Source organism: Hwangdonia lutea, assembly GCF_032814565.1.
GTDB lineage: Bacteria > Bacteroidota > Bacteroidia > Flavobacteriales > Flavobacteriaceae > Hwangdonia > Hwangdonia lutea.
Map to the genome: position 1 here is coordinate 2,694,582 of NZ_CP136521.1, position 22,498 is coordinate 2,717,079.

The window sequence follows — 22,498 nt, forward strand, 5'->3', positions numbered from 1 at the left end:
TGGTATAGCGTTATTCGTCGATTTTTTTTTGATTAACTTTATATTCTGCTTAATATAAATGTTTTACAAAAAAAATTGGCAACAATGGCAAAAGGCAAATACTCAAATAATCGTTTTGTTTTAGCACTCTATTTTTTAGTGCCTTTTGCCATTGTTTTATTAATAAAGTACGGCTTATCTGTTTCAGATGGTTCGTATCAATCTATTGGTGAAGCAAGTGCTTCCGAGAAATCCCACACAGATTCTGCCGATAAAATAAAAAACCTTCCCGATACCATCGATTATATTTTTGATGTTAAGCCCATTTTATCAGATCGCTGTTACTTGTGCCACGGACCCGACGAAGGTACGCGCGAAGCGGGATTAAGATTAGACACGCAAACGGGTGCTTTTAAGGCTATTGAAAAAGATGATTTGTATAAACACGTAATCGTTCCGGGGAACCCCGATGAAAGTAAATTGGTGTATAAAATTACCAATACCGATTTACAGCAAGTTATGCCACCGCCAACTTCTAATTTAAGCTTATCGGAATACGAAAAACAAGTCTTAATTAAATGGATAGAACAAGGAGCAGAATGGAAAGTACATTGGTCTTTTGTACCACCTCAGAAAAAAGAGATACCTAAGGTAACAAATGAAGATTGGGCAATTAATAAAGTTGATTATTTTATTGCAAAACGATTGGAAAAGGAGGGCTTAAAACCATCCGAAGAGGCTTCAAAAGAGCAGTTGATTAGAAGAGTGTACTTTGACCTCACAGGCTTACCTCCAACAATACAAGATATAGATGTGTTTTTAAATGATAAAACGCCCAATGCTTACGAAAAGGTAGTTGATAAATTGTTGGCATCAAAGGCTTACGGAGAGCGTATGGCAGCCACTTGGTTAGATATTTCCCGATATGCCGACACGCATGGTTATCAGGATGATTTAGAGCGTGTTATGTGGCCGTGGCGTGATTGGGTAATTAGTGCTTTTAATAGAAATATTCCATATGATGAATTTGTTAAATGGCAGTTGGCTGGTGATTTGATGCCAAATGCGACACCAGAACAAATTGTGGCTACGGCATTCAATAGAAATCATAAAATTACCCAAGAAGGCGGCGTGATTGATGAAGAATATCGTGTGGAATATGTTATGGATAGAACCAATACAACATCAAAAGCCATCATGGGTTTAACTATGGAATGCGCTAGATGCCACGACCATAAATACGATCCCATTTCTCAAAAAGAGTTTTATGGTTTTTATGGTTTTTTCAATAAAGTAGATGAAAAAGGTCAAATTGATTACGGCGAAATTCCTAAACCCAATATTAAAATCACCCAAAAAGAAATCGACGAAACCCTAGCATTTATAAACTTACCGGACTCTATAAAAGAGGTTAAACTTATGGTGATGAAAGATAATGCTCCCGACCGAAAAACATATATATTAAAACGCGGGCAATATGATGCGCCCGATGAAGAAGTCCAATTAGGAACACCAAATTTCATTTTAAAATACCCGGATTCGCTTCCAAAAAACAGATTAGGATTAGCACATTGGTTGTTTGATAAAGATAATGCGCTCACAGCAAGAGTTGCGGTAAACCGCATGTGGCAACATATTTTTGGAGTTGGTATTGTGTCCACTTCAGACGACTTTGGAAACCAAGGCGCACTGCCTTCACACCCAGAATTATTAGATTGGTTAGCCGTTACATTTAGGGAAGAAGGCTGGGATATGAAAAAAATGTACAAGCGTTTGGTCATGTCGAGCACTTATAAACAAACCTCTAAAATAGCACCCGAATTATTGGAAATAGATCCAAACAATGTATTATTGGCAAGATATTCAAGAAGCAAATTAACCGCAGAAATGATACGCGATAATGCTTTGGCAGTAAGTGGTTTGTTGGTTGATAAAATTGGTGGACCGAGCGTAAAACCTTATCAGCCACCGGGGCTTTGGGCAGAAACAACCTCGGGTCAAGGGCTTACAAAATACATTCCAGATACAGGTGAAAACCTATACAGACGAAGCCTTTACACTTTTTGGAAACGCACCGTTCCGCCACCATCAATGATGACTTTTGATGCGCCAACTCGGGATTTTTGCGAAGTGAAACGTCAAAAAACAAGCACGCCATTGCAGGCTTTGGTGATGCTTAACGACCCTCAACTTATTGAAGCCGCGGCGTGTTTGGCTAAAAACACATTAAAAGATAAAACATTATCTGAAGCTGAAAGAGTTAAACTGATATTCAGAAAGATAACCTCTCGTTTTCCTACGGAAGAAGAATTAAATCAACTTATACAATATGTTGAAACCGTTGAAACGGAATTTGAAAACAATTCAGAAATAGATAAAACTGAAAACAGCTCAAAAACAGAATATGCCTATACCTTACTTTCGAGTATGATTTTCAATTTGGATGAAGCCGTTATCAAAGGATAAAATTATGGAAGAACTATCAAAACATTTTATAAATAATAATAGAAGGCATTTTCTAAAAAAAGTGGGCTTGGGCATTGGCGGATTAGCAGCGGCATCTTTATTAGATCCTTTTTCTTCCTTCGGAAATAATAGTCAAGTCAACCCAACGGGTTTAAATTTACCACATTTTGCACCAAAAGCGAAACGGGTTATTTACTTATTCCAAAGTGGAGGCCCTTCGCAATTAGAGCTTTTTGATTACAAACCGCTTTTAAATAAAATGCGTGGGCAAGACCTCCCAGATTCCGTTAGGCAAGGGCAACGCTTAACGGGAATGACCTCGGGTCAAGAAAGTTTTCCGTTGGTTGGTAGCAACTTTAAATTCGATCAATATGGCGAATCGAGAGCGTGGGTAAGCAGTTTGATGCCTTACACTGCCAAAGTTGTAGATGAGTTGTGCTTTATAAAATCGATGCACACCGAAGCTATAAATCACGATCCGGCCATTACGTTTTTTCAAACAGGTTCGCAACAACCCGGTCGACCAAGCTTAGGGTCGTGGTTGAGTTACGGATTGGGTAGCCTTAACGATAATCTGCCTACATTTTCAGTATTGTTATCCAGAGGTACAGGGCGCCCCTTCTCACAACCTTTGTATTCCAGACTCTGGGGCAATGGGTTTTTAAGCTCCTTGCATCAAGGGGTGCAGTTCAGGTCGGGTAAAGATCCGGTACTGTATTTAAAAGATCCCGATGGTATGACGAGAGCACAACGTCGCGCCATGCTCGATCACATTAGTGAGTTAAACCAAAAACAAGAAGCTGAATTTGGCGATCCAGAAATCAATAGTCGTATTGCACAATACGAAATGGCATACCGCATGCAAACATCGGTTCCAGAAACAATGAATATTGAAGAAGAACCGGAACACATCATTCAAATGTATGGTGCAAATGCGATGGTTCCCGGCACTTATGCCGCAAATTGTTTGTTGGCAAGACGCATGGCAGAACGCGATGTGCGGTTCATTCAATTATATCACATGGGTTGGGATCAGCATTTCGATTTGCCTTCACAAATAGAAAAACAAGCCAAAGATATCGATCAGGCTACGGCGGCACTCATTATGGATTTAAAACAACGCGGATTACTTGAAGATACCTTAGTGGTTTGGGGTGGCGAATTTGGAAGAACCAATTACAGCCAAGGCACTCTAACCGATATGAACTACGGCAGAGACCATCATCCAAAATGCTTTACCATGTTTATGGCTGGTGGTGGTGTAAAACCCGGATTTACTTATGGTGAAACCGACGATTTTGGGTATAACATTGCCAAAGATCCCATGCATGTTCACGATTTACAAGCGACGATTATGCACCTTATGGGGGTTGACCACACGAAGTTTACCTATAAACACCAAGGTAGACGCTTTAGGCTTACCGATGTTTCGGGGCATGTGGTTCACGATATTTTATCTTAAGATTTTACTATGAGCCGCAGACAATTTTTAAAGCAGTCGTCATTGTTTTCTTTGGGCATATTAACTTATCCAATGTCTGGTAATGCATTGGAATTAGGGACTGAAAACGATGTTATTATCGGGCACAATACGCACCGCTATAAAGTCAATATGAATTGGGGAAATCTCGATGCGCTAAAAACACCCGTAAAAGATTGCCATGAAATGGTTCAAGATTCAAAAGGACGCATTGTTTTGTTAACCAATCACACCAAAAATAATATTATTATTTATGATAAATCCGGGAAACTTATTTCAACTTGGGGAACACAATATCCGGGTGGGCATGGATTGACTTTAGTAAAAGAAAATGGCGAGGATTTTTTGTTGATTACCGATTATGAAAGGCATCAAGTGATAAAAACAACCATAGACGGAAAAGTGGTATTTGAAATCGATTATCCTGCAGATACAGGAAAATATACAAACAAAGAAGAATTTAAACCCACAGAAACCACGGTTTTGGAAAATGGAGATTTTTATGTGGCCGATGGGTACGGCAATCAATACATAACACACTATAATTACAAAGGAGAACTGCTTAATATTTTTGGCGGCCGCGGCACAGAAAACAGTCAGTTTTTAAACGCTCACGGTATTTGTTATGACAATAGAGATAAAAATAATCCATCACTTTTAATTTCGGCCCGAGAGATGAATGTGTTAAAACGATTCGATTTAAAAGGCAATTATTTGGAATCCATTCCAGTTCCGGGAGCTTTAATTTGCCGACCAGTAATTCATAAAAACGATATTTATTTTGCGGTGCTAAAATCTAAAAATGCACCAAATAGCGATTCCGGTTTTTTATTGATTATGAATCAAAAAAACGAAGTGGTTTCCTGCCCAGGCGCTACATTACCAGAATATAAAAACAATAGGTTGGAAGAATTGTATCAAACCGTGAGATTGTTTCAGCATCCGCACGATGTTTGTATTGACAACGATGAAAACATATATGTGGCACAGTGGAATTCGGGTCAAACCTATCCTATAAAATTAACACGAGTATGAGGTTATTAATGAGTTTATACTTTATGTTGGTTTTAATGGTAGGCTGTAAACATGAAAAGCAACCTGATTTTTTGCAACAAAACACCATTAGTTTAGCACAACCGCGCGTTACCACCAACAAAACGTTTATAGATTCTTTTGTTACCATTCAAGCGCAGTTAAAGGTAGATGATGTGGTTATCCGTTACACCTCAAATGGAGAGGAACCCAGTTTGAATTCGGAAAAATACACGCAGCCCATTCAAGCTGTAAATCCAGGGATTTATAAATTTAAGGCCTTTCATAACCATTGGAAATCAAGTGAGGTTACCAAGGTTGAACTCTTTAAAAAAGGCCTATCGGCCGATGGTATTTTATGGCACACAAAAGCCTCGGAAAAGTATAACGGACAAGGCGAAAAAACACTAATCAATCAAACTAAAGCAACATTGAATTTTACAGACAGCCAATGGGTTGGATTTGATACCACCGCTGTTTCAACCATTACATTCAACAAAAAAATTTATGTAAAATCGCTTACGATAAGTTATTTAAACGATGCGGCATCATGGATATTTCCCCCAAAAAGTATAATCATATTTATAAATGATGATTTAAAAGAAGAACACGTTTTAGAACCATTGAGCCAAACTGTGGCTAAGAAAAACGAAACCAAAAATATCACTGTTGAAGCAGAAGTCGAATCATTAAAAATTCAAGTGAATAATCTGCAATCCATACCGGAATGGCACGAAGGAAAAGGTCAAAATGCATGGTTGTTTATGGACGAATTTATTTTTAACTAATACTTATAATTTGAGGATGATTAAAAACACTAAAACACAAATTATTTTTATTATTTGCGTATTTGCTTTTAATGTAACTTATTCGGATAATTCTGAAGAAGTACCGAGATTTGTGTTGGCATTAGGCCGTTTTCATCCATTAATTTTACACTTACCAATCGGCGCGTTATTGCTTACCTTTTTCTTGGATGTTATGGGAAGAATAAGAAAAAACTATCCCAAGACCACCATTAAATATGCGCTCGGTTTTTCATCGTTTTTTTCAATTTTAGCCTGTGCTTTGGGCTACTTTTTATCTTTAGAAGGTGGTTATTCAGAAGCGGTTTTGGATATTCATTTTTGGACAGGAATAGCATCCGCTATATTAATTACCATGTTGTTTTTATTAGCTGATAAAAAAGGAAAACTCATCAAACAATTATTCTTTCCTTTTTTTGTAATTACCTTGGTTTTAATAAGCGTTGCTGGGCATTTTGGTAGTGTTTTAACGCATGGCGATAATTTTATTACAGAACATATAAAACCATTGCCAAAAGCCAAAACCATCACGCATATTGATAGTTTGAATATGTATGAAGATGTGGTTTTAAAAATTTTTGATGATAAATGTATCCAATGTCACAATACCTCAAAAAGAAAGGGTGAATTAGCATTGCATACCAAAGAAAGTATATTAAAAGGTGGCGAATCTGGCGATGTGATCATGCTTGGAAATGCCAATAAAAGTATGTTGTATAAACATATTTTGTTGCCCATTACTGATGACAAACACATGCCGCCCGAAGGAAAGCCACAACTTACAAAAGACGAAATTTGGCTGATAGAATATTGGTTAAATAAGAGCAAAAAATTTAACACCAAAGTAGTCGCGATGCCAAAAAGCGATACTTTAAATAAGCTGTTAAATACTTATTTGGTTTTCAATAAAAAGAAAATTAAAGAGGCTTCTTTAAGCGATATTCAAACGGTAGAATCTGCTGGTTTTTTAGTGAGGAAATTAGTGCCCAATCAACCCGAATTATGGGTAAAATTCAACACAGACAGCATTACAAAAAAAGCGGTTAAAGCATTATCGAAATTAAAAGAGCAAATTGTAGAATTGGATTTAAGCAACTCCGCTTTATCGGATGCGATGGCTTCAGAAATTAAAAAGCTGAAAAACTTAGAAAAGTTAGATTTAAGTAATTCTCAAATTACCAATAAAACTTTATCGTATTTAAAGGATTTAAAAACGCTTAAAACATTAAATTTAGTAAACACAGCGGTGAATGAAAAGGATTTGGAACATCTATTGTCATCAAATAAAATAGACAATATTTATGTGTGGAAAACGAGCATAACAAAAACCGAAGCAGAGCAAATTCAAAATAAATTCAAGATCAATTTAAATAATGGCATTGCCCAAGGTTTTGTTGAAATTACGCATCTTAAAGCACCAACCTTACTCACCAAAAACACCTTGTTTACCGATACGATTTCAATTCGGTTAGACTCAAAATTAAAAGCGACAAAAATTTTCTATATGCTTGATGGTACCGAACCCGATTCAACGGCTTTGGTATATAAAACGCCAATTTTAATAGATACCACTACAAGCATCGCTATAAAAGCTTATAAGGAAGGATGGTTGCCCAGTAAAACCATTAAAACAGACTTTATAAAAGTAAATCATAAAGTTGTAGATTTTAACATTTTACACAACCCGGAAAAACAATATTTTGGACCAAAAAAGCTGTTTGATTTTAAATTAGGCTCTGAAAACTTTAAAGATGAAAAATGGAATGGTTACCTTGGTAACGACTTAAACGCAACCATAGATTTGGGCGATAAAAAAACGGTTAATGCCATTTCTGTTAATTGTTTGGGGCGATCTAGAGATTGGATTATGTTTCCAAAAAGCATTCAAGTTTTTGCATCTTCAAACAAAACCTCTGGGTTTAAACTAGTTGGCTCTTTGTCGATTAAAGAAGATGAAAAAAATGATTCGACAAAAATAAAACAGTTTATGGTTAAAATGCCAAAACCTACTGAGGCACAATACTTTAAAGTGGTTGCTAAAAACCCTAAAACATTGCCAAAATGGCATGAAGGTTCTGGCAATCCACCTTGGATATTTGTCGATGAAGTTATAATTTGGTAACCGTAAAACAGACTAATAATTGAATGTAAAATGATAAGATTTAATTCGAAAAGTATTTTGATTTTAGGTGTGATTTTTTTTATGGCATGCGATAAGAAAATCGATACCAAAACCCTTAATAAAAAAACGGCAGCTCTCATCGATCATGTAAACCCGCTGATGGGAACAGATTCTGAGTTTAGCTTATCCAACGGAAACACCTATCCAGCCATTGCAACACCTTGGGGTATGAATTTTTGGACACCACAAACCGCAAAAATGGGCGACGGATGGGCTTATAAATACGACGATTATACCATTCGAGGCATCAAACAAACCCATCAACCTAGTCCGTGGATTAACGATTACGCCGCCTTTTCTTTAATGGCGGTAACGGGCGATTTAAAGTATAAAGAAGACGAACGAGCCTCGTACTTTTCACATAAAGCCGAAACGGTAAAACCCAACTATTATAGTGTATATCTTGCCGATTATGATGTAACAGCAGAGGTTTCTCCAACCGAACGCGCAGCGCATTTTAGGTTTACATTCCCAGAATCTGATTCATCCTTTATTTTATTGGATGCTTTTTTTAAAGGTTCCATGGTAAAGATTATTCCTGAGGAACGGAAAATTATTGGCTATTGCCGTAACAACAGTGGCGGTGTGCCAGATAACTTCCACAATTATTTTGTTGCTGAATTCGATAAGGATTTTGAGCTAAACCATACTTGGGGAGACGATTGGAAACTCGTTGAAAACTCAACAAATAACGCGGGCGAGCACGTTGGTGCCATCATAGGTTTTAAAACAAAAAAAGGGGAGCGGGTTCATGTAAAAGTAGCCTCATCATTTATTAGCCAGGAACAAGCGGCACTAAATTTAAAAACCGAAATTGGTTCCGATTCCTTTGAAGATACTAAGGAAAAAGCACGAGACGCGTGGGAAAAAGAATTACAAAGAATCGTCATTGAAGACGATAATATCGATAATATCAGAACTTTTTATTCCTGTTTATACCGGGTTTTGTTATTTCCACGTAAGTTTTACGAATACGATGCTGACGGTAATATAATGCATTATAGCCCATACAATGGTGAGGTTTTACCGGGTTATATGTTTACCGATAATGGTTTTTGGGATACTTTTAGAGCCGTATTCCCGTTTTTTAATATGATGTATCCCGAGCTGAACACCCAAATTATGGAAGGATTGGCAAATACTTATAAAGAGTCGGGTTGGTTGCCAGAATGGGCAAGCCCTGGGCATCGCGATTGTATGATTGGCTCAAATTCTGCTACTATTGTCGCCGATGCTTTTTTAAAAGGAAATATGAACAAAAAAGACGTCGATGTGTTATTTGAGGCTGTTTTAAAAAATGCAACGGTGGGCGATGGTCGTCCTGAAAATTCCGTTGGTCGTGCCGGTTTAAGCTATTATAACGACTTGGGTTATGTGCCCTACGATGTGGGAATTAATGAAAATGCCGCAAGAACATTAGAATATGCATTCGCCGATTTTACCATAGCAAAAATGGCTGAAAAATTAGGAAAACAAAACGTTGCTAAGGATTTTTACAGCAAATCCAATAACTATAAAAATTTGTTCGACCCGTCAACAAATTGGATGCGTGGAAAAAATGAAGATGGCACGTTTCAAACACCATTTAACCCACTAAAATGGGGCGATGCCTTTACCGAAGGAAACAGTTTGCATTATACCTGGTCGGTTTTTCACGATACGCAAGGCTTGATAGATTTAATGGGCGGCAAAGCAAATTTTGAAGCTAAATTAGACGAGGTTTTCGATATGCCACCAGATTTCGATGCCTCGTATTACGGGTTTACCATTCATGAAATACGCGAAATGCAAATCGCTAATATGGGTAATTATGCGCACGGAAACCAACCCATTCAGCACATGATTTACCTTTATAATTATGCTAATGCATCGTATAAGGCGCAAGAAAAAGTGCGCGATGTGCTAACTAAATTATACAGCGCCACACCCGATGGCTATTGTGGTGATGAGGATAACGGACAAACATCGGCGTGGTATGTGTATAGCGCTTTAGGATTTTATCCAGTAACGCCTGGAGTTGATGAATATGTGATTGGTAGTCCGTTGTTCAAAAAGGCAACGCTTCAATTGGAAAACGGAAATACCTTTAAAATTTCAGCTTCAAATAATTCAAAAGACAATGTTTACATAGAAGGTGTTTTATTGAACGGAAAACCGTGGAACAACAGTTTTATCAATTTTGGAGATATTCAAAACGGCGGTCATTTGGAATTTGATATGAGCGCCACACCAAATAAAGCATGGGCGAATAAACCGGAAAACACGCCGTATTCAATGAGTAAAACAATAAAAGAATAAAAACATTATTATGAATAAATATACTTGGATATGGGTTTGTACTCTCGGATTTTTGTCGTACATCCATGCACAAAAACCTGTCGATTACGTAAATCCGTTTATAGGTACTTCAAACTTTGGAGCCACAAATCCGGGTGCCATTGCACCAAGGGGAATGGCAAGTGTATCGCCCTTTAACGTGGCTGGACCGCAAAATTTACCACTTGAAAAAGATAGCGGTTGGTTATCCAATCCGTATGTAAACGAAAACACCTTTTTAACAGGCTTTTCCCATGTGAACTTAAGCGGTGTGGGCTGCCCCGATTTGGGCGTTATTTTAACGATGCCAACCACGGGCGAACTTAAAACCAATCATTTGGAGTATGGGAGCACTTACGATTATGAGCTTGCAAAACCCGGATACTACAGCGTAATGCTATCAAAATACAACGTAAAAACAGAAGTTACGGCTACAACACGTGTAGGTGTGAGTAAGTACTCCTTCCCTAAAGGACAATCAAATATTTTAATCAATTTAGGATTAGGGTTGACCAATGAAGAAGGTGCCACAGTTAAAATCGTATCGCCCACCGAAATTGAAGGCATGCGCAATGTGGGTTCCTTTTGTTATTACAAACCCGAAGAATCTTATCCGGTGTATTTTGTAGCAAAATTTAGTAAACCTGCCGATGATTTTGGAGTATGGAAAACACCGAGAACCTATGAAGGCGTGGAAGCACAGTGGATGCCTTACAACGGTAAAACACGCTTGTACAAAAATTACCGAAAAGAAGTAATCGGCGATAGCATTGGTAGCTATTTTACCTATCATTTTGAAAAACCTACAGAAGTTGAGGTAAAGATAGGCGTGTCTTACGTAAGTATTGAAAACGCTCGTGAAAACCTTGAAAAAGAAACTCAATCGTTAACCTTTAACGAGATTTATAAAAACACCGCTTCAAAATGGAACGATTTATTGTCTAAAATAGAAGTTGAAGGCGGCACAAAAGATGATAAAACCATTTTTTATACGGCATTATACCACACTTTAATTCACCCAAATACCTTGAATGATGTGAATGGCGAATACCCAACTATGGCAAAACGCGAAACCGCTAAAACAGATGGTACGCGCTTTACGGTATTTTCGTTTTGGGATACTTACAGAAATCTGCATCAATTGATGTCGTTGGTTTACCCGAAACAACAATCGGATATGGTAAAAAGCATGCTCAATATTTACGATGAAAGTGGTTGGTTGCCTAAATGGGAACTCAATGCCACCGAAACCACAACCATGGTGGGCGATCCCGCAGGCATTGTTTTGGCCGATACCTATTTACGAGGTATTCAAGATTTTGATATTGAAAAAGCGTATGAGGCCATGCGAAAAAGTGCCACCCAATTAGAAAATAACCCATTGCGACCAGGTATTAAAGATTATATTGAAAAAGGCTATTTAACCACAAAAACCACAAAAAGCGGTTCGGTTTCTACCACCCAAGAATATAATATTAGTGATTTTGCCATAGCGCAATTGGCAAAAACATTGAGTAAAAAAGCCGATTATAAATTGTTCTCAAGGCGTTCGGTGACGTATAGAAATCTGTTTGATAAAGAATTCAATTTACTGCGCCCTAAAAACGACGATGGCTCGTGGTACGCGCCTTTCGATCCGAATAAAGGTGCTAATTTCGAAAAGAATTTAGGTTTTATTGAAGGCAATTCGTGGCAATACACCTTTATGGTGGCTCACGACACCAAGTATTTAATGAAGCTGATGGGCGGTAAAAAAAATTACGTTGACAAACTCGATGAAGTTTTTGATAAAAACCAATTTGATATGGCCAACGAACCCGATATCGCTTACCCATATTTATACAATTACGCCCAAGGTTACGAGTGGAAAACCCAAGAGCGGGTAACGAGTTTAATTAACGAATATTTTACCAACAAACCAGCTGGTTTACCGGGGAATGATGACACAGGAACCATGAGCGCGTGGTTAATTTACAGCATGATGGGTATTTATCCCGTATCGCCCGCAGACCCAATTTATACTTTAACCACACCAAGATTCAATAAAATAACCATTCATTTAGACAATCGATATTATAAGAATAATACATTGGTTATCGATAAAAACGGCACGGGCAAATTAGAGTCTTTTACCATTAACGGCAAAACGAATAAGTCCTTTTTTGTGAGTCATGAAGCGCTTACCAACGCACCAAAAATTCAGTTTAATCTAAAGGAATAACAGATGTTTAAATCATTTTGCTCATATGCACTAAAAACTTTTAATGGCTTATTAATTGTGTTTTTAATGTATTCTTGCGAAGACAAAACCATCACTTTAGTCCATGATGGCGCATCTGATTATGACATTGTTTTTTTGGGTGAAGCCACTCAGAGCGCATATCAATCTGCTGAAATCCTTCAAAATTACATTCAAAAAATTTCAGATGTAAAACTGGATATTGTTGATGAAAGCTCCCAAAATGCAAATAAGCATAAAATATACGTTGGTAATGTTGCGGATGAAAAACTAAGCAAACATCAAATACAAATAAAAACAAATCAAGATAATATATTTATTTTTGGTGGATCCGATGAAGCCATTAGAAACGCGGTTTACGAATTTCTGGAACTGTATTTAGACTGCAAATGGTACGCGCCAAATGTTGAAGATGTTCCAAAACAATCCACAATCAATTTAAACAAAAACTTAAACTATGCGTACACCCCAAAAATAACAACACGAACGGTTCATTCTAGGTTGTTTTATGAAAATGAACGTTTTGCGGCACAACATAAGGTAACCACCAAAGCCTTTCCGTATTACGTGCCATCAGCGCGGGTACACACGTTCAACAAATTTGTGCCTGAAGAAGAATTTTACAAATCGAACCCCGAATATTTTGCGCTTCGCGGAAACAAACGCTTACCAACACAGTTGTGTTTAACCAATGCTACGGTTTTAGAAATGGTAAAAGATTCGGTGAGGAGTTTGTTTAAGCAATACCCTGAAGCTTCGGTGATTTCGGTAAGTGGCAACGATAATACCCAATTTTGTGAATGCGGAAAATGCAAAACTATAGATGAAGAAGAAGGCAGTCATGCCGGCACGATGATTCGTTTTGTAAATGAAATTGCAAAATCTTTTCCAGAAAAAACCATATCAACTTTGGCATACCAATACACCAGAAAACCGTGTAAAACCAAACCTTTAAAGAATGTGTTGATTACCTTATGTTCCATAGAATGCGACAGAAGCGCGCCCATTACTGAAAAATGTACAGATTTTGCCGATGATTTAAAAGGCTGGAGCAAACTTACCGACAACATTAGAATTTGGGATTATACCACGCAGTTTACAAATTTTTTAGCACCATTTCCTAACTTTAAAACACTGCAACCCAATATTCAATTTTTTAGAGACCATAACACCAAATGGGTTTTTGAGCAACACAGTAATAACCCGAGTGAATTGTTCGAGTTACGCTCGTATCTCATGGCAAAATTGATTTGGAACCCTGATGCCAGTGTTGATGACCTTATTACGGAATTTACCAATGGCTATTATCACGAAGCTGGTGTTTTTGTAAAATCGTATGTTGATTTAATTCATAAAGAACTTAAAAATTACCCGGATTATTTCTTGTTTTTGTACGGCGATCCGTCGCAAGCATTTAATGCCTTTTTAAGCCCCAATTTATTAAAGCAATACGTCGCACTTTTTGATGAAGCTGAAAGTGCCGTAGCCAATAAACCTGATATTTTAAAGCGTGTAAAAGTGGCGCGGTTGAGTATAGATTATGCAGTTTTAGAGGCGTGCAGAAAAGGTATTTCTGTAGATTTTACCATAACCCAAAACACCAAAAATCTAGTCGAAAACTTTATGAGCGTTTGTAACGAGGCCAATATCACTTTAATGAACGAGATGGGTTATACGGTTACCGATTACGGCAATGCCTACTTAAAATCGATAGAAGTGGCTTTGCAACCTAACATGGCTTCGGGTAAAAAAGTAACGTTGTTAACGCAGCCAAAAAAATATGCCAACGAAGATCCACAAGCTTTAACCGATGGCGCTTTGGGCGGAAGTAATTTCTATTCCAATTGGCTGGGATTTGAGGGCAATCATTTGGAAGCGATTATCGATTTAGATGAAAAAAAGGAAGTAAAATCCATCTCAACGGCTTTCTTGCAAGTGACCAATCACATCGTTTTCTTTCCCAAAAAAGTCACCTATTACGGTTCGGTTGATGGGAAAAACTATACTAAGTTAGGCGTGGTTTTAAATGAATTTCCGCTAAACAAAAAAAGTAAAATAAACGATATTCAGTATTTTAATTTAAGCATCAATCCGTCACAATGGCGGTATATAAAAATTAAGGCAGAAAGCTTAAAACAAGCTCCGTATTGGCACCACGGTGCTGGCTTACCGTCGTGGATTTTTGCAGATGAAGTAATTATAAACTAACGAGAGAATGATTTTAAAAAGAATGTTTTTAATACTCGCAATTAGTGTTTCGTGTTCCGCTACAGCGCAGTCTTATAAAATAATGACCTATAATATAAAATACGACAACCCCAATGGCGGCGAAAATAAATGGGCGTTGCGAAAAGATTTTTTAAGCAATCAAATAGCATATAACAACCCCGATATTTTAGGGATACAAGAAGGCTGGCATCACCAAGTACAGTATTTAGATAGCGTTTTTGTTGATTATAATTACATTGGCGTTGGTCGCGATGATGGTAAAACAAAAGGTGAATACAGCGCCATTTTTTATAACAAAGAAAAATTTAGTGTTTTAAAAGAAGGCACATTTTGGTTGAGTAAAACACCCCATAAAATTTCGGTTGGTTGGGATGCCGCTATGGAACGCATTTGCACTTACGGATGGTTTGAAGACAAAGCAACAAAACAGCAGTTTTTTGTTTTTAACACGCATTTTGACCACATTGGGAAATTGGCAAGAGTAAATAGTGCGGCATTGATTCTTGAAAAAACAGCCGCATTAAATCCTGATCATTTGCCTGTAATCGTTATGGGAGATTTCAATTTAAAACCAGAGTCAAAACCCATTGAATTGCTTTCAAAAGCTTTAAATGATTCCAAAGAAGTAAGTGTAGCAAAATCTTTTGGGCCAACGGGTACCTATAACGGGTTTAAATTTAACAAACCGATTTTAGATAGAATCGATTATATTTTTACAAGTAAAGAACAAATAAAAGTATTAAAATATGCAGTGTTAAGTGATTCTAAAGATTGTAAATATCCTTCCGATCATCTACCTGTTGTTATTCATTTGGAATTTATAACCCCTCAAAATAATTAAAATAAAATGGAATTTAAAAGTATTATAAAAGCTTGTTTGTTAGTGTTTTGTATTAGTGCTTTTGCACAAGACAATAACACCGTTGTTCAGGTATTCAATAAACAACCCCTAAATTTTGGAGGTAAAAAAGGTAGCGATGCCGAAGCGCATATGCTTCAAAGTGGACGCATAGTTTATAAAAAAGTATCCGTTCCAAGTTTTCCTAATGGAACAGATGTGAGTATCAAATTAACGGTGCGTTCTGCGGGCGACCGTTGGGATAAATCAGGTTCTTGTTTTGTGGTTGCCGACCCTGAACTTATTTCTATTTTAGATGTTTCAAAAGGCGATAAAGAGTTTCCTAAAGATTCTTTTAAAGCCGGAAATCACGCAGGAATAGTTGCAGGCGAAACCTATCAACCCGTTGTGGAACTCATGCGGTTTATGACGCCTTTTGGCGTGGGCTTTTACAGCGATAATAGTGTAAAATACCGCCGACCAGTGTATATTCCTAGTTGGGAAAAGGAAGTGGTTTGGGAGCACGATATTTCGCAGTTAAAAGATTTGGTTTCCAATACGTTTTATATTGGAGTTTGGATAGATTCGTGGACGGCCGAAGGCTATAATTTCGATTTGCAACTAACCTATTCCAACCGAGATAGAAAAACACTAAAAGTGTTGCCGTTGGTAAATAGCATTCCCTATGTTGGTGGGCAACCTATTCCAGATATTTTTGCTAAACAGCCTTTGGTCCATGATTTCAAATTGAAGAAAAACGCAAAAAATGTAAAGTTGCATTACATCACGACAGGCCATGGCGGACATAGTGGTGGCGACGAATTCATCAAAATTAAAAACAGTGTTTATTTTGATAATTCATTAGTTTTGGATACCATTCCGTGGCGAGATGATTGTGCATCGTTTAGACGATTTAACCCAACAGCCGGTGTATGGATTAAAAAAGATTCGGCGGCGTATTATGATTATAAAACCCGAAAACGAGCTGTAAAAGAAATTGAAGAACGCATTGCATCATCCGATTTATCGCGTTCAAACTGGTGTCCGGGATCATCAGTTGAACCTATGGTTGTATCATTGGGCGATTTGAAAAAAGGGGAGCATCAGCTTAAAATAAAAATACCAGCGACACCTGTTGATGGCGACAAATTAAACCATTGGTTGGTATCTGCTTACTTAACTTATGAAGAATAATATCATTTATAAGGTTTAAAGGTTGTTTCCTTGCAAAGAAAGTATTGGTTAAGGTGTTTTAAATGCTAGTTTCGTGCATACAAGATGTTTATTTTTGTTTATGTACTACATGCTGTTTTATCAGCAAATCAAAAAAACCAATACTTTAATTATAAGCTTTGAAAAATAATTTAGTTATATCGCCCTCAGATAATGTTGCGGTAGCCTTATCCAACATTAATAAGGGTGAGGTATTATCAATACAAGGAAAACAAATAAGTCTTGTTGAAGACATACCCGTAAAACATAAATTTACCTTACATGCTTTAAGTAAAGGCGATGAAGTTACCATGTATGGTGTGCCTGTTGGGAAAGCAACAACTTCTATAAAAGAAGGCGCTTTAATTACAACTGAAAATTTAAAACATAGTGCTGCACCCTATAAGTTTAGAAACTTTAATTATCAATATGAAAAACCTTCGATTGAGGGTTTATCTGAAAAAACATTTTTAGGCTATCACAGAAATGATGGACAAGTTGGTACAGCAAATCATTGGATTTTTATACCGATGGTCTTCTGCCAGAACCGAAATTTAAAGGTGTTAAAAGAGGCCTTTGAGGCAGAGTTAGGCTTTAAAAAAGAAAATCCGTACCGATTAAAATTAAGGAGTTTGGTTCACGGTGGTAACGACGCTTCTTATGAAGAAGAAAAGCTATCACAAAAAGTTTTTAAAAATATTGATGGTATAAAATTTTTAACCCACGAAGGCGGTTGCGGCGGCACAAAAGACGATGCGCAAGGCTTAGTGAATTTGTTGGCAGGTTACATCAAAAACCCAAATGTAGCTGGCGCAACGGTAATGAGTTTGGGTTGTCAGCATGCACAAATAAGTATGCTGGAAGAAGCGTTGAGAGAACGTTTTAAAACCGACAAACCCGTGCTTTATTTTGAGCAACAACAATTTACCACCGAAAACGACATGCTTTCAAAGGCGATAAAAGATACCTATAAAGCATTAGAAGAAGTCAATAAAATTGAAAGGCAACCAGCGCCTTTAAGCAAGTTAAGTATAGGATTGGAATGCGGTGGTTCCGATGGGTTTTCGGGTATTACGGCAAACCCGCTTATGGGTGTAGTTTCGGATAAAATTAATGCCCTAGGCGGCAGAAGCATTCTATCGGAATTTCCGGAATTGTGCGGCGTAGAGCAAGATTTAATTGATAGATGCCCAAACGAGGAAGTTGCCAATAAGTTTATCCGTATCATGGAAAGTTATAACAATCAAGCCGAAAAAGTAGGCTCGGGTTTCGATATGAATCCGTCTCCGGGTAATGTTCGTGATGGTTTAATTACCGACGCCATAAAATCTGCGGGTGCAGCCACAAAAGGTGGTCGCAGTCCTGTTGCAGACGTGATTGATTATGGCGAATATGCTACAAAACAAGGTTTAAATTTATTATGTACTCCGGGTAACGATGTAGAATCTACAACAGGTTTGGCAGGTTTTGGCTCCAACATTATTCTATTTTCTACGGGATTGGGAACACCAACGGGCAATGTGGTTTGTCCGGTTATTAAAATTTCATCCAACTCTATGTTGCCAGCAAAAATGAAAGATATAATAGATTTTGATGCGGGCAGATTAATTTCTGAACAAGCCAGTCAAGAAGAGCTTTCAGAAGAACTCATCGATTTAATTATTGAAGTAGCCAGCGGAAGACATCAAACTTGCGCCTCAAAATTAGGTCAAGATGATTTTATTCCTTGGAAAAGAGGCGTGTCGTTATAAATCTTGATAAAACTTAAGTTCAAATGAAGAATACGTTAAAACTATTTGTTTGTGTCATATTACTGTTCTGTGTTCAACCCATGTTCTCCCAAGACCATTATGTGCCTTCAAAAGAAAATTTGGAAGCCAGAAAAGCGTTTCAAGACGATAAGTTTGGGATGTTTATCCATTGGGGCGTTTACAGTATTTTAGGCGATGCAGAATGGGTAATGCACAACCAAAATATTCCTGTAAAGCGCTACGAATTATTGCCCACGTTTTTTAATCCACAGGATTTTAGCGCCAAAACCATTGTGCAACTGGCTAAAGATGCTGGTATGAAATATATAACCATTACCACAAAACACCACGATGGTTTTGCGATGTACGATTCTAAAATATCCGATTATAACATTGTAAAAGCAACCCCTTACGGTAAGGATATTTTTAGAGCCTTGGAGCAAGAGTGCAAAAAACAGGGCATGAAATTATACGCTTATTATTCGCAACTGGATTGGCATCATCCAGATTATTACCCAAGAGGATGGACGGGCAGAAACGTAAACCGACCCGAGTCTGGAAATTGGGATAATTACTTAAAATATCAAAACGCACAAATTAAAGAACTTGCCGAAAATTATGATATTGCAGGTTTTTGGTTTGATGGTTGGTGGGATCAAGCGCCGGATAAAAAAGATTGGCATAAAGCCGTAAAATATAGGATAGAAGGCACAGAGTGGAATTTAGAAGAGACTTATAAGATGATTCACGATGTAAATTCGGCTTTGCTTATTGGTAATAACCATCACGAATTGCCATTTGCGGGAGAAGATTTTCAAATGTTCGAAAAAGATTTGCCAGGAAAAAATACCACAGGTTTTGGCGGTGCTGAAATTGGCAAATTACCTTTGGAAACTTGTGAAACCATTAATCATTCATGGGGTTTTAATCTGCAAGATGATAAACATAAATCTGTAAAAGACCTAATAAAGTATGTGGTTAAAGCAGCAGGGAACAATGCTAATTTTCTATTAAATGTTGGCCCGATGCCTAATGGGAAAATTCAAGAAGAACACATTAAACGATTGCATGCTGTTGGCGCTTGGTTGAAAGAAAATGGCGAAACTATTTACGGTACCCGTGCTGGTATTATTGCGGCAACCGAGGATTATGTTTCCACGCAAAAAGGCAACACACTTTATTTACATGTTTTAAATAAGGATACCAAAACGATTAAAATCGATAATTTTAAAGCACGTATTAAAAATGCCGTACTATTTAAAGATAAAAGCAAGATAAAATACAAATTAAAAAAAGGGCAATTAACAATTCATCTTCCTGAAAACGATATGGAAGCTGTTGATATCATTATAGAAATTACATTAAAATAAAAAGGAAATTAATAATGTCAAAGTTTAGTTTAAAAGGAAAATCGGCTATAATTACAGGTGGCGCAAGCGGCATTGGTAAGGCTATTTCCACAACATTTGCTCAACAAGGCGCACACATTCATATTTTGGAATTCAATAAAGAAAGTGGCGAGCAAACCATTGAAGAAATTAAAAATGCCGGTGGAAACGCCAATTTTTATCCATGCGATGTTTCCAATCACAAACAGGTCCAAGAAATTATCGGGGCTATTGCTGAAAATCACAATATCGATATTTTGGTCAATAACGCAGGAATTGCCCATGTTGGTAATGTTGAAAACACCGAAGAATCAGATTTAGACCGTGTTTACAACGTAAATGTAAAAGGTGTTTACAACTGCATCCACGCGGCTATTCCAAAAATGAAAGCCCAAGGTGGAGGCGTAATTATCAATATGGCATCCATTGCATCGTCGGTTGGTATTTCCGATCGCTTTGCGTATTCCATGTCTAAAGGTGCTGCGTTAACGATGACGTATTCCGTAGCTAAAGATTATGTAAACGATAACATTCGTTGTAACTGTATTTCGCCAGCGCGCGTACACACGCCTTTTGTTGATGGTTTTATTAAAAAGAATTATCCGGGAAAAGAAGATGAAATGTTCGAAGCCCTATCAAAAACCCAGCCTATAGGCAGAATGGGAAAACCTGAAGAAATCGCAAATTTAGCCTTATATTTATGTTCAAACGAAGCCTCGTTTATCACGGGAACAGACTTCCCAATAGATGGTGGTTTTATAAAATTAAATGGGTAATGATTAAAGAAAGAATTTTACTGATTTGTGCTTGTTTTATATTGACAGCCTCAACTTTTGCACAAGAAAAAACCGAAGCTGAATATATTAAAAATATTACCGAACGCCCTTATCCAAAATGGTTTAAAGATGCTAAATTAGGCATTTTCATTCATTGGGGATTGTACTCGGTACCATCGTACGGAAGCAAAGAATCGTATGCCGAATGGTTTTTACGAGGCATGCAAACCAAAAGTCCCCAGCGTATGGAATTTGTAAAAAACACCTACGGCGAGCATTTTACTTATAAAGATTTTGCACCATTATTTAAAGCTGAATTATTTAACCCCGACGAGTGGGCAAGTTTATTTAAAAGGGCAGGAGCAAAATATGTGATGTTTGTATCGAAACACCACGACGGATATACATTGTGGCCTAGTAAATACAACCGAAATTGGAATAGTGTCGATGTGGGACCAAAACGCGATTTGGTGGGCGATTTAACAAAATCAGTCAGGGAAGCCGGATTAAAAATGGGGCTGTATTATTCGCTTGCCGAATGGAACCACCCCTTACACCGTTGGTATACCGACCCGCACGATAGCATTGGCCGATATGTTGAAGAATATATGATTCCGCAGTTTAAGGAATTAGTTTCCACTTATAAACCCTCCATACTTTTTGCCGATGGCGAATGGTATAACACCGCAAAACAATGGCATGCGGCCGAATTAATTGATTGGTATTACAATTTAGTGGGCGACGAGGCCATTGTAAACAATCGATGGGGACATGGTTTAGATGTTGGCTATTTAACGCCAGAATACAGTTCGGGCATAAAAGTAACCGATAGACCTTGGGCAGAAGTGCGTGGTTTGGGGCGCTCTTTCGGGCTTAATAGAAATGAAAAATTAGAGGCTTATGGCACCTCGCAAGACCTCATTCATCGCTTCGTGCAAACGGTTGCCAATGGCGGCGGCATGATTTTAAACGTGGGACCAAAAGCCGATGGCCAAATTCCACTTATTCAGCAAGAACGCTTGATTCAATTGGGCAATTGGCTTAAAATTAACGGCGATGCCATTTATGGCGCTGAGCCTTTTTCAATAAAAGAAGAAGAAAAGCAAGTCACTATTAACCGTATTGATGATGAAATCAATTTTAATTGGGTAAGAAATTCACCAATGAAAGGCGTCAAAGAAGATGATTTTACGGTAGAATGGAACGGTTTTATTGAAGCACCAAAGTCGGATACTTATACCTTTGAGGTTAAGGCCGATGATGAAGCCGCAGTTTTCATCAATAACCAATTAATCATCAATCAAAATTACACGGCAAAAGGAACACAGTCCGAAGTTATGGGGGCTAATACCAGTGTATCATCAACTGGAAAAATAAAACTGAAAGCGGGCGAACTTTATCCTATTCAAATAAAATATAGAGAGAAAAAACAGAATGCATCCATTTCGTTATTTTGGAATACAAAAAATGAAGCGAAGCAATTAGTTCCGGCTTCAGCATTGTTTATCGATAAAGAAAAATCGAAAAACGGCATAACAGGAAGTTATTCATCATTAAAAACCTATCTGTGTTACACTCAAAACCACGGTAAAATTTATGCCATTAGTTTTGAATGGCCAGAAAACGAGCTGGTTTTAAGTATTCCAAATCCGGGTAACAAGGCTACGGTTAAATTGTTGGGCTTAGACAAAAACCTAACTTGGAAATATAGCAACGGAAAGATGCATATTGATACAAAATCGATAAAGTACTCAGAAATGCCATCGCATGATGCCTGGACTTTTGAGATTGATAAAAATTAAAA

General features: G+C 37.5%; 14 protein-coding genes. All 14 read left to right on the top strand.

Features of this window, described 5'->3' with window-relative positions; all coding sequences use genetic code 11:
* Positions 1 to 84 precede the first annotated feature (84 nt).
* The 14 genes from RNZ46_RS11745 to RNZ46_RS11810 all read left to right on the top strand — a co-directional run bounded on the left by RNZ46_RS11745 (position 85) and on the right by RNZ46_RS11810 (position 22,496).
* Positions 85 to 2,445 (top strand): PSD1 and planctomycete cytochrome C domain-containing protein, encoded by a 2,361-nt coding sequence (locus tag RNZ46_RS11745; protein WP_316982388.1) that lies wholly within the window; start codon positions 85 to 87, stop codon positions 2,443 to 2,445.
* 4 nt (positions 2,446 to 2,449) lie between these two features.
* Positions 2,450 to 3,907 carry a DUF1501 domain-containing protein gene (locus tag RNZ46_RS11750; protein ID WP_316982389.1) on the top strand — a complete coding sequence of 486 codons (1,458 nt, stop codon included), beginning with the start codon at positions 2,450 to 2,452 and terminating at the stop codon, positions 3,905 to 3,907.
* Between the two features lie 9 nt (positions 3,908 to 3,916).
* Positions 3,917 to 4,960: an NHL repeat-containing protein gene (locus RNZ46_RS11755; protein WP_316982390.1), complete on the top strand. Its 1,044-nt coding sequence runs from the start codon at positions 3,917 to 3,919 to the stop codon at positions 4,958 to 4,960.
* Positions 4,957 to 5,745, top strand: a complete 789-nt coding sequence (locus RNZ46_RS11760) for a chitobiase/beta-hexosaminidase C-terminal domain-containing protein (RefSeq protein WP_316982391.1) — start codon at positions 4,957 to 4,959, stop codon at positions 5,743 to 5,745. The genes RNZ46_RS11755 and RNZ46_RS11760 overlap by 4 nt, the downstream gene beginning before the upstream one ends.
* A 16-nt stretch (positions 5,746 to 5,761) precedes the next feature.
* Positions 5,762 to 7,885, top strand: coding sequence for a c-type cytochrome domain-containing protein (locus RNZ46_RS11765; RefSeq protein WP_316982392.1), 2,124 nt, complete (start codon positions 5,762 to 5,764; stop codon positions 7,883 to 7,885).
* 30 nt (positions 7,886 to 7,915) lie between these two features.
* On the top strand, positions 7,916 to 10,243 hold the full coding sequence (locus RNZ46_RS11770) for a GH92 family glycosyl hydrolase (RefSeq protein WP_316982393.1): 2,328 nt from the start codon (positions 7,916 to 7,918) through the stop codon (positions 10,241 to 10,243).
* Between the two features lie 10 nt (positions 10,244 to 10,253).
* On the top strand, positions 10,254 to 12,482 hold the full coding sequence (locus RNZ46_RS11775; RefSeq protein ID WP_316982394.1) for a GH92 family glycosyl hydrolase: 2,229 nt from the start codon (positions 10,254 to 10,256) through the stop codon (positions 12,480 to 12,482).
* A 3-nt stretch (positions 12,483 to 12,485) separates the two neighbouring features.
* Positions 12,486 to 14,708, top strand: a complete 2,223-nt coding sequence (locus RNZ46_RS11780; RefSeq protein WP_316982395.1) for a glycoside hydrolase family 20 protein — start codon at positions 12,486 to 12,488, stop codon at positions 14,706 to 14,708.
* Positions 14,709 to 14,790: 82 nt separating this feature from the next.
* The gene (locus RNZ46_RS11785; RefSeq protein ID WP_316982396.1) at positions 14,791 to 15,570 is read left to right on the top strand and encodes an endonuclease/exonuclease/phosphatase family protein; all 780 of its coding nucleotides are present in this window, start codon (positions 14,791 to 14,793) and stop codon (positions 15,568 to 15,570) included.
* Between the two features lie 6 nt (positions 15,571 to 15,576).
* Complete coding sequence (locus tag RNZ46_RS11790; protein WP_316982397.1) at positions 15,577 to 16,761, top strand: PNGase F N-terminal domain-containing protein; 1,185 nt, start codon at positions 15,577 to 15,579, stop codon at positions 16,759 to 16,761.
* Positions 16,762 to 16,919: 158 nt separating this feature from the next.
* Positions 16,920 to 18,530, top strand: coding sequence for a UxaA family hydrolase (locus tag RNZ46_RS11795; protein ID WP_316982398.1), 1,611 nt, complete (start codon positions 16,920 to 16,922; stop codon positions 18,528 to 18,530).
* Positions 18,531 to 18,553: 23 nt separating this feature from the next.
* Complete coding sequence (locus tag RNZ46_RS11800) at positions 18,554 to 19,900, top strand: alpha-L-fucosidase (protein ID WP_316982399.1); 1,347 nt, start codon at positions 18,554 to 18,556, stop codon at positions 19,898 to 19,900.
* Positions 19,901 to 19,914: 14 nt separating this feature from the next.
* Positions 19,915 to 20,694 carry an SDR family NAD(P)-dependent oxidoreductase gene (locus RNZ46_RS11805; RefSeq protein WP_316982400.1) on the top strand — a complete coding sequence of 260 codons (780 nt, stop codon included), beginning with the start codon at positions 19,915 to 19,917 and terminating at the stop codon, positions 20,692 to 20,694.
* Positions 20,694 to 22,496, top strand: a complete 1,803-nt coding sequence (locus RNZ46_RS11810; RefSeq protein ID WP_316982401.1) for an alpha-L-fucosidase — start codon at positions 20,694 to 20,696, stop codon at positions 22,494 to 22,496. The genes RNZ46_RS11805 and RNZ46_RS11810 overlap by 1 nt, the downstream gene beginning before the upstream one ends.
* The last annotated feature ends 2 nt before the right edge of the window (positions 22,497 to 22,498 follow it).

Excerpts from the sequence above, each read along its gene's own strand:
- RNZ46_RS11780 (WP_316982395.1), top strand. The coding sequence starts at position 12,486 with ATGTTTAAATCATTTTGCTCATATGCACTAAAAACTTTTAATGGCTTA.
- RNZ46_RS11805 (WP_316982400.1), top strand. The coding sequence starts at position 19,915 with ATGTCAAAGTTTAGTTTAAAAGGAAAATCGGCTATAATTACAGGTGGC.
- RNZ46_RS11785 (WP_316982396.1), top strand. The coding sequence starts at position 14,791 with ATGACCTATAATATAAAATACGACAACCCCAATGGCGGCGAAAATAAA.
- RNZ46_RS11755 (WP_316982390.1), top strand. The coding sequence starts at position 3,917 with ATGAGCCGCAGACAATTTTTAAAGCAGTCGTCATTGTTTTCTTTGGGC.
- RNZ46_RS11775 (WP_316982394.1), top strand. The coding sequence starts at position 10,254 with ATGAATAAATATACTTGGATATGGGTTTGTACTCTCGGATTTTTGTCG.
- RNZ46_RS11800 (WP_316982399.1), top strand. The coding sequence starts at position 18,554 with ATGAAGAATACGTTAAAACTATTTGTTTGTGTCATATTACTGTTCTGT.
- RNZ46_RS11810 (WP_316982401.1), top strand. The coding sequence starts at position 20,694 with ATGATTAAAGAAAGAATTTTACTGATTTGTGCTTGTTTTATATTGACA.
- RNZ46_RS11770 (WP_316982393.1), top strand. The coding sequence starts at position 7,916 with ATGATAAGATTTAATTCGAAAAGTATTTTGATTTTAGGTGTGATTTTT.
- RNZ46_RS11750 (WP_316982389.1), top strand. The coding sequence starts at position 2,450 with ATGGAAGAACTATCAAAACATTTTATAAATAATAATAGAAGGCATTTT.
- RNZ46_RS11765 (WP_316982392.1), top strand. The coding sequence starts at position 5,762 with ATGATTAAAAACACTAAAACACAAATTATTTTTATTATTTGCGTATTT.
- RNZ46_RS11790 (WP_316982397.1), top strand. The coding sequence starts at position 15,577 with ATGGAATTTAAAAGTATTATAAAAGCTTGTTTGTTAGTGTTTTGTATT.
- RNZ46_RS11745 (WP_316982388.1), top strand. The coding sequence starts at position 85 with ATGGCAAAAGGCAAATACTCAAATAATCGTTTTGTTTTAGCACTCTAT.
- RNZ46_RS11760 (WP_316982391.1), top strand. The coding sequence starts at position 4,957 with ATGAGGTTATTAATGAGTTTATACTTTATGTTGGTTTTAATGGTAGGC.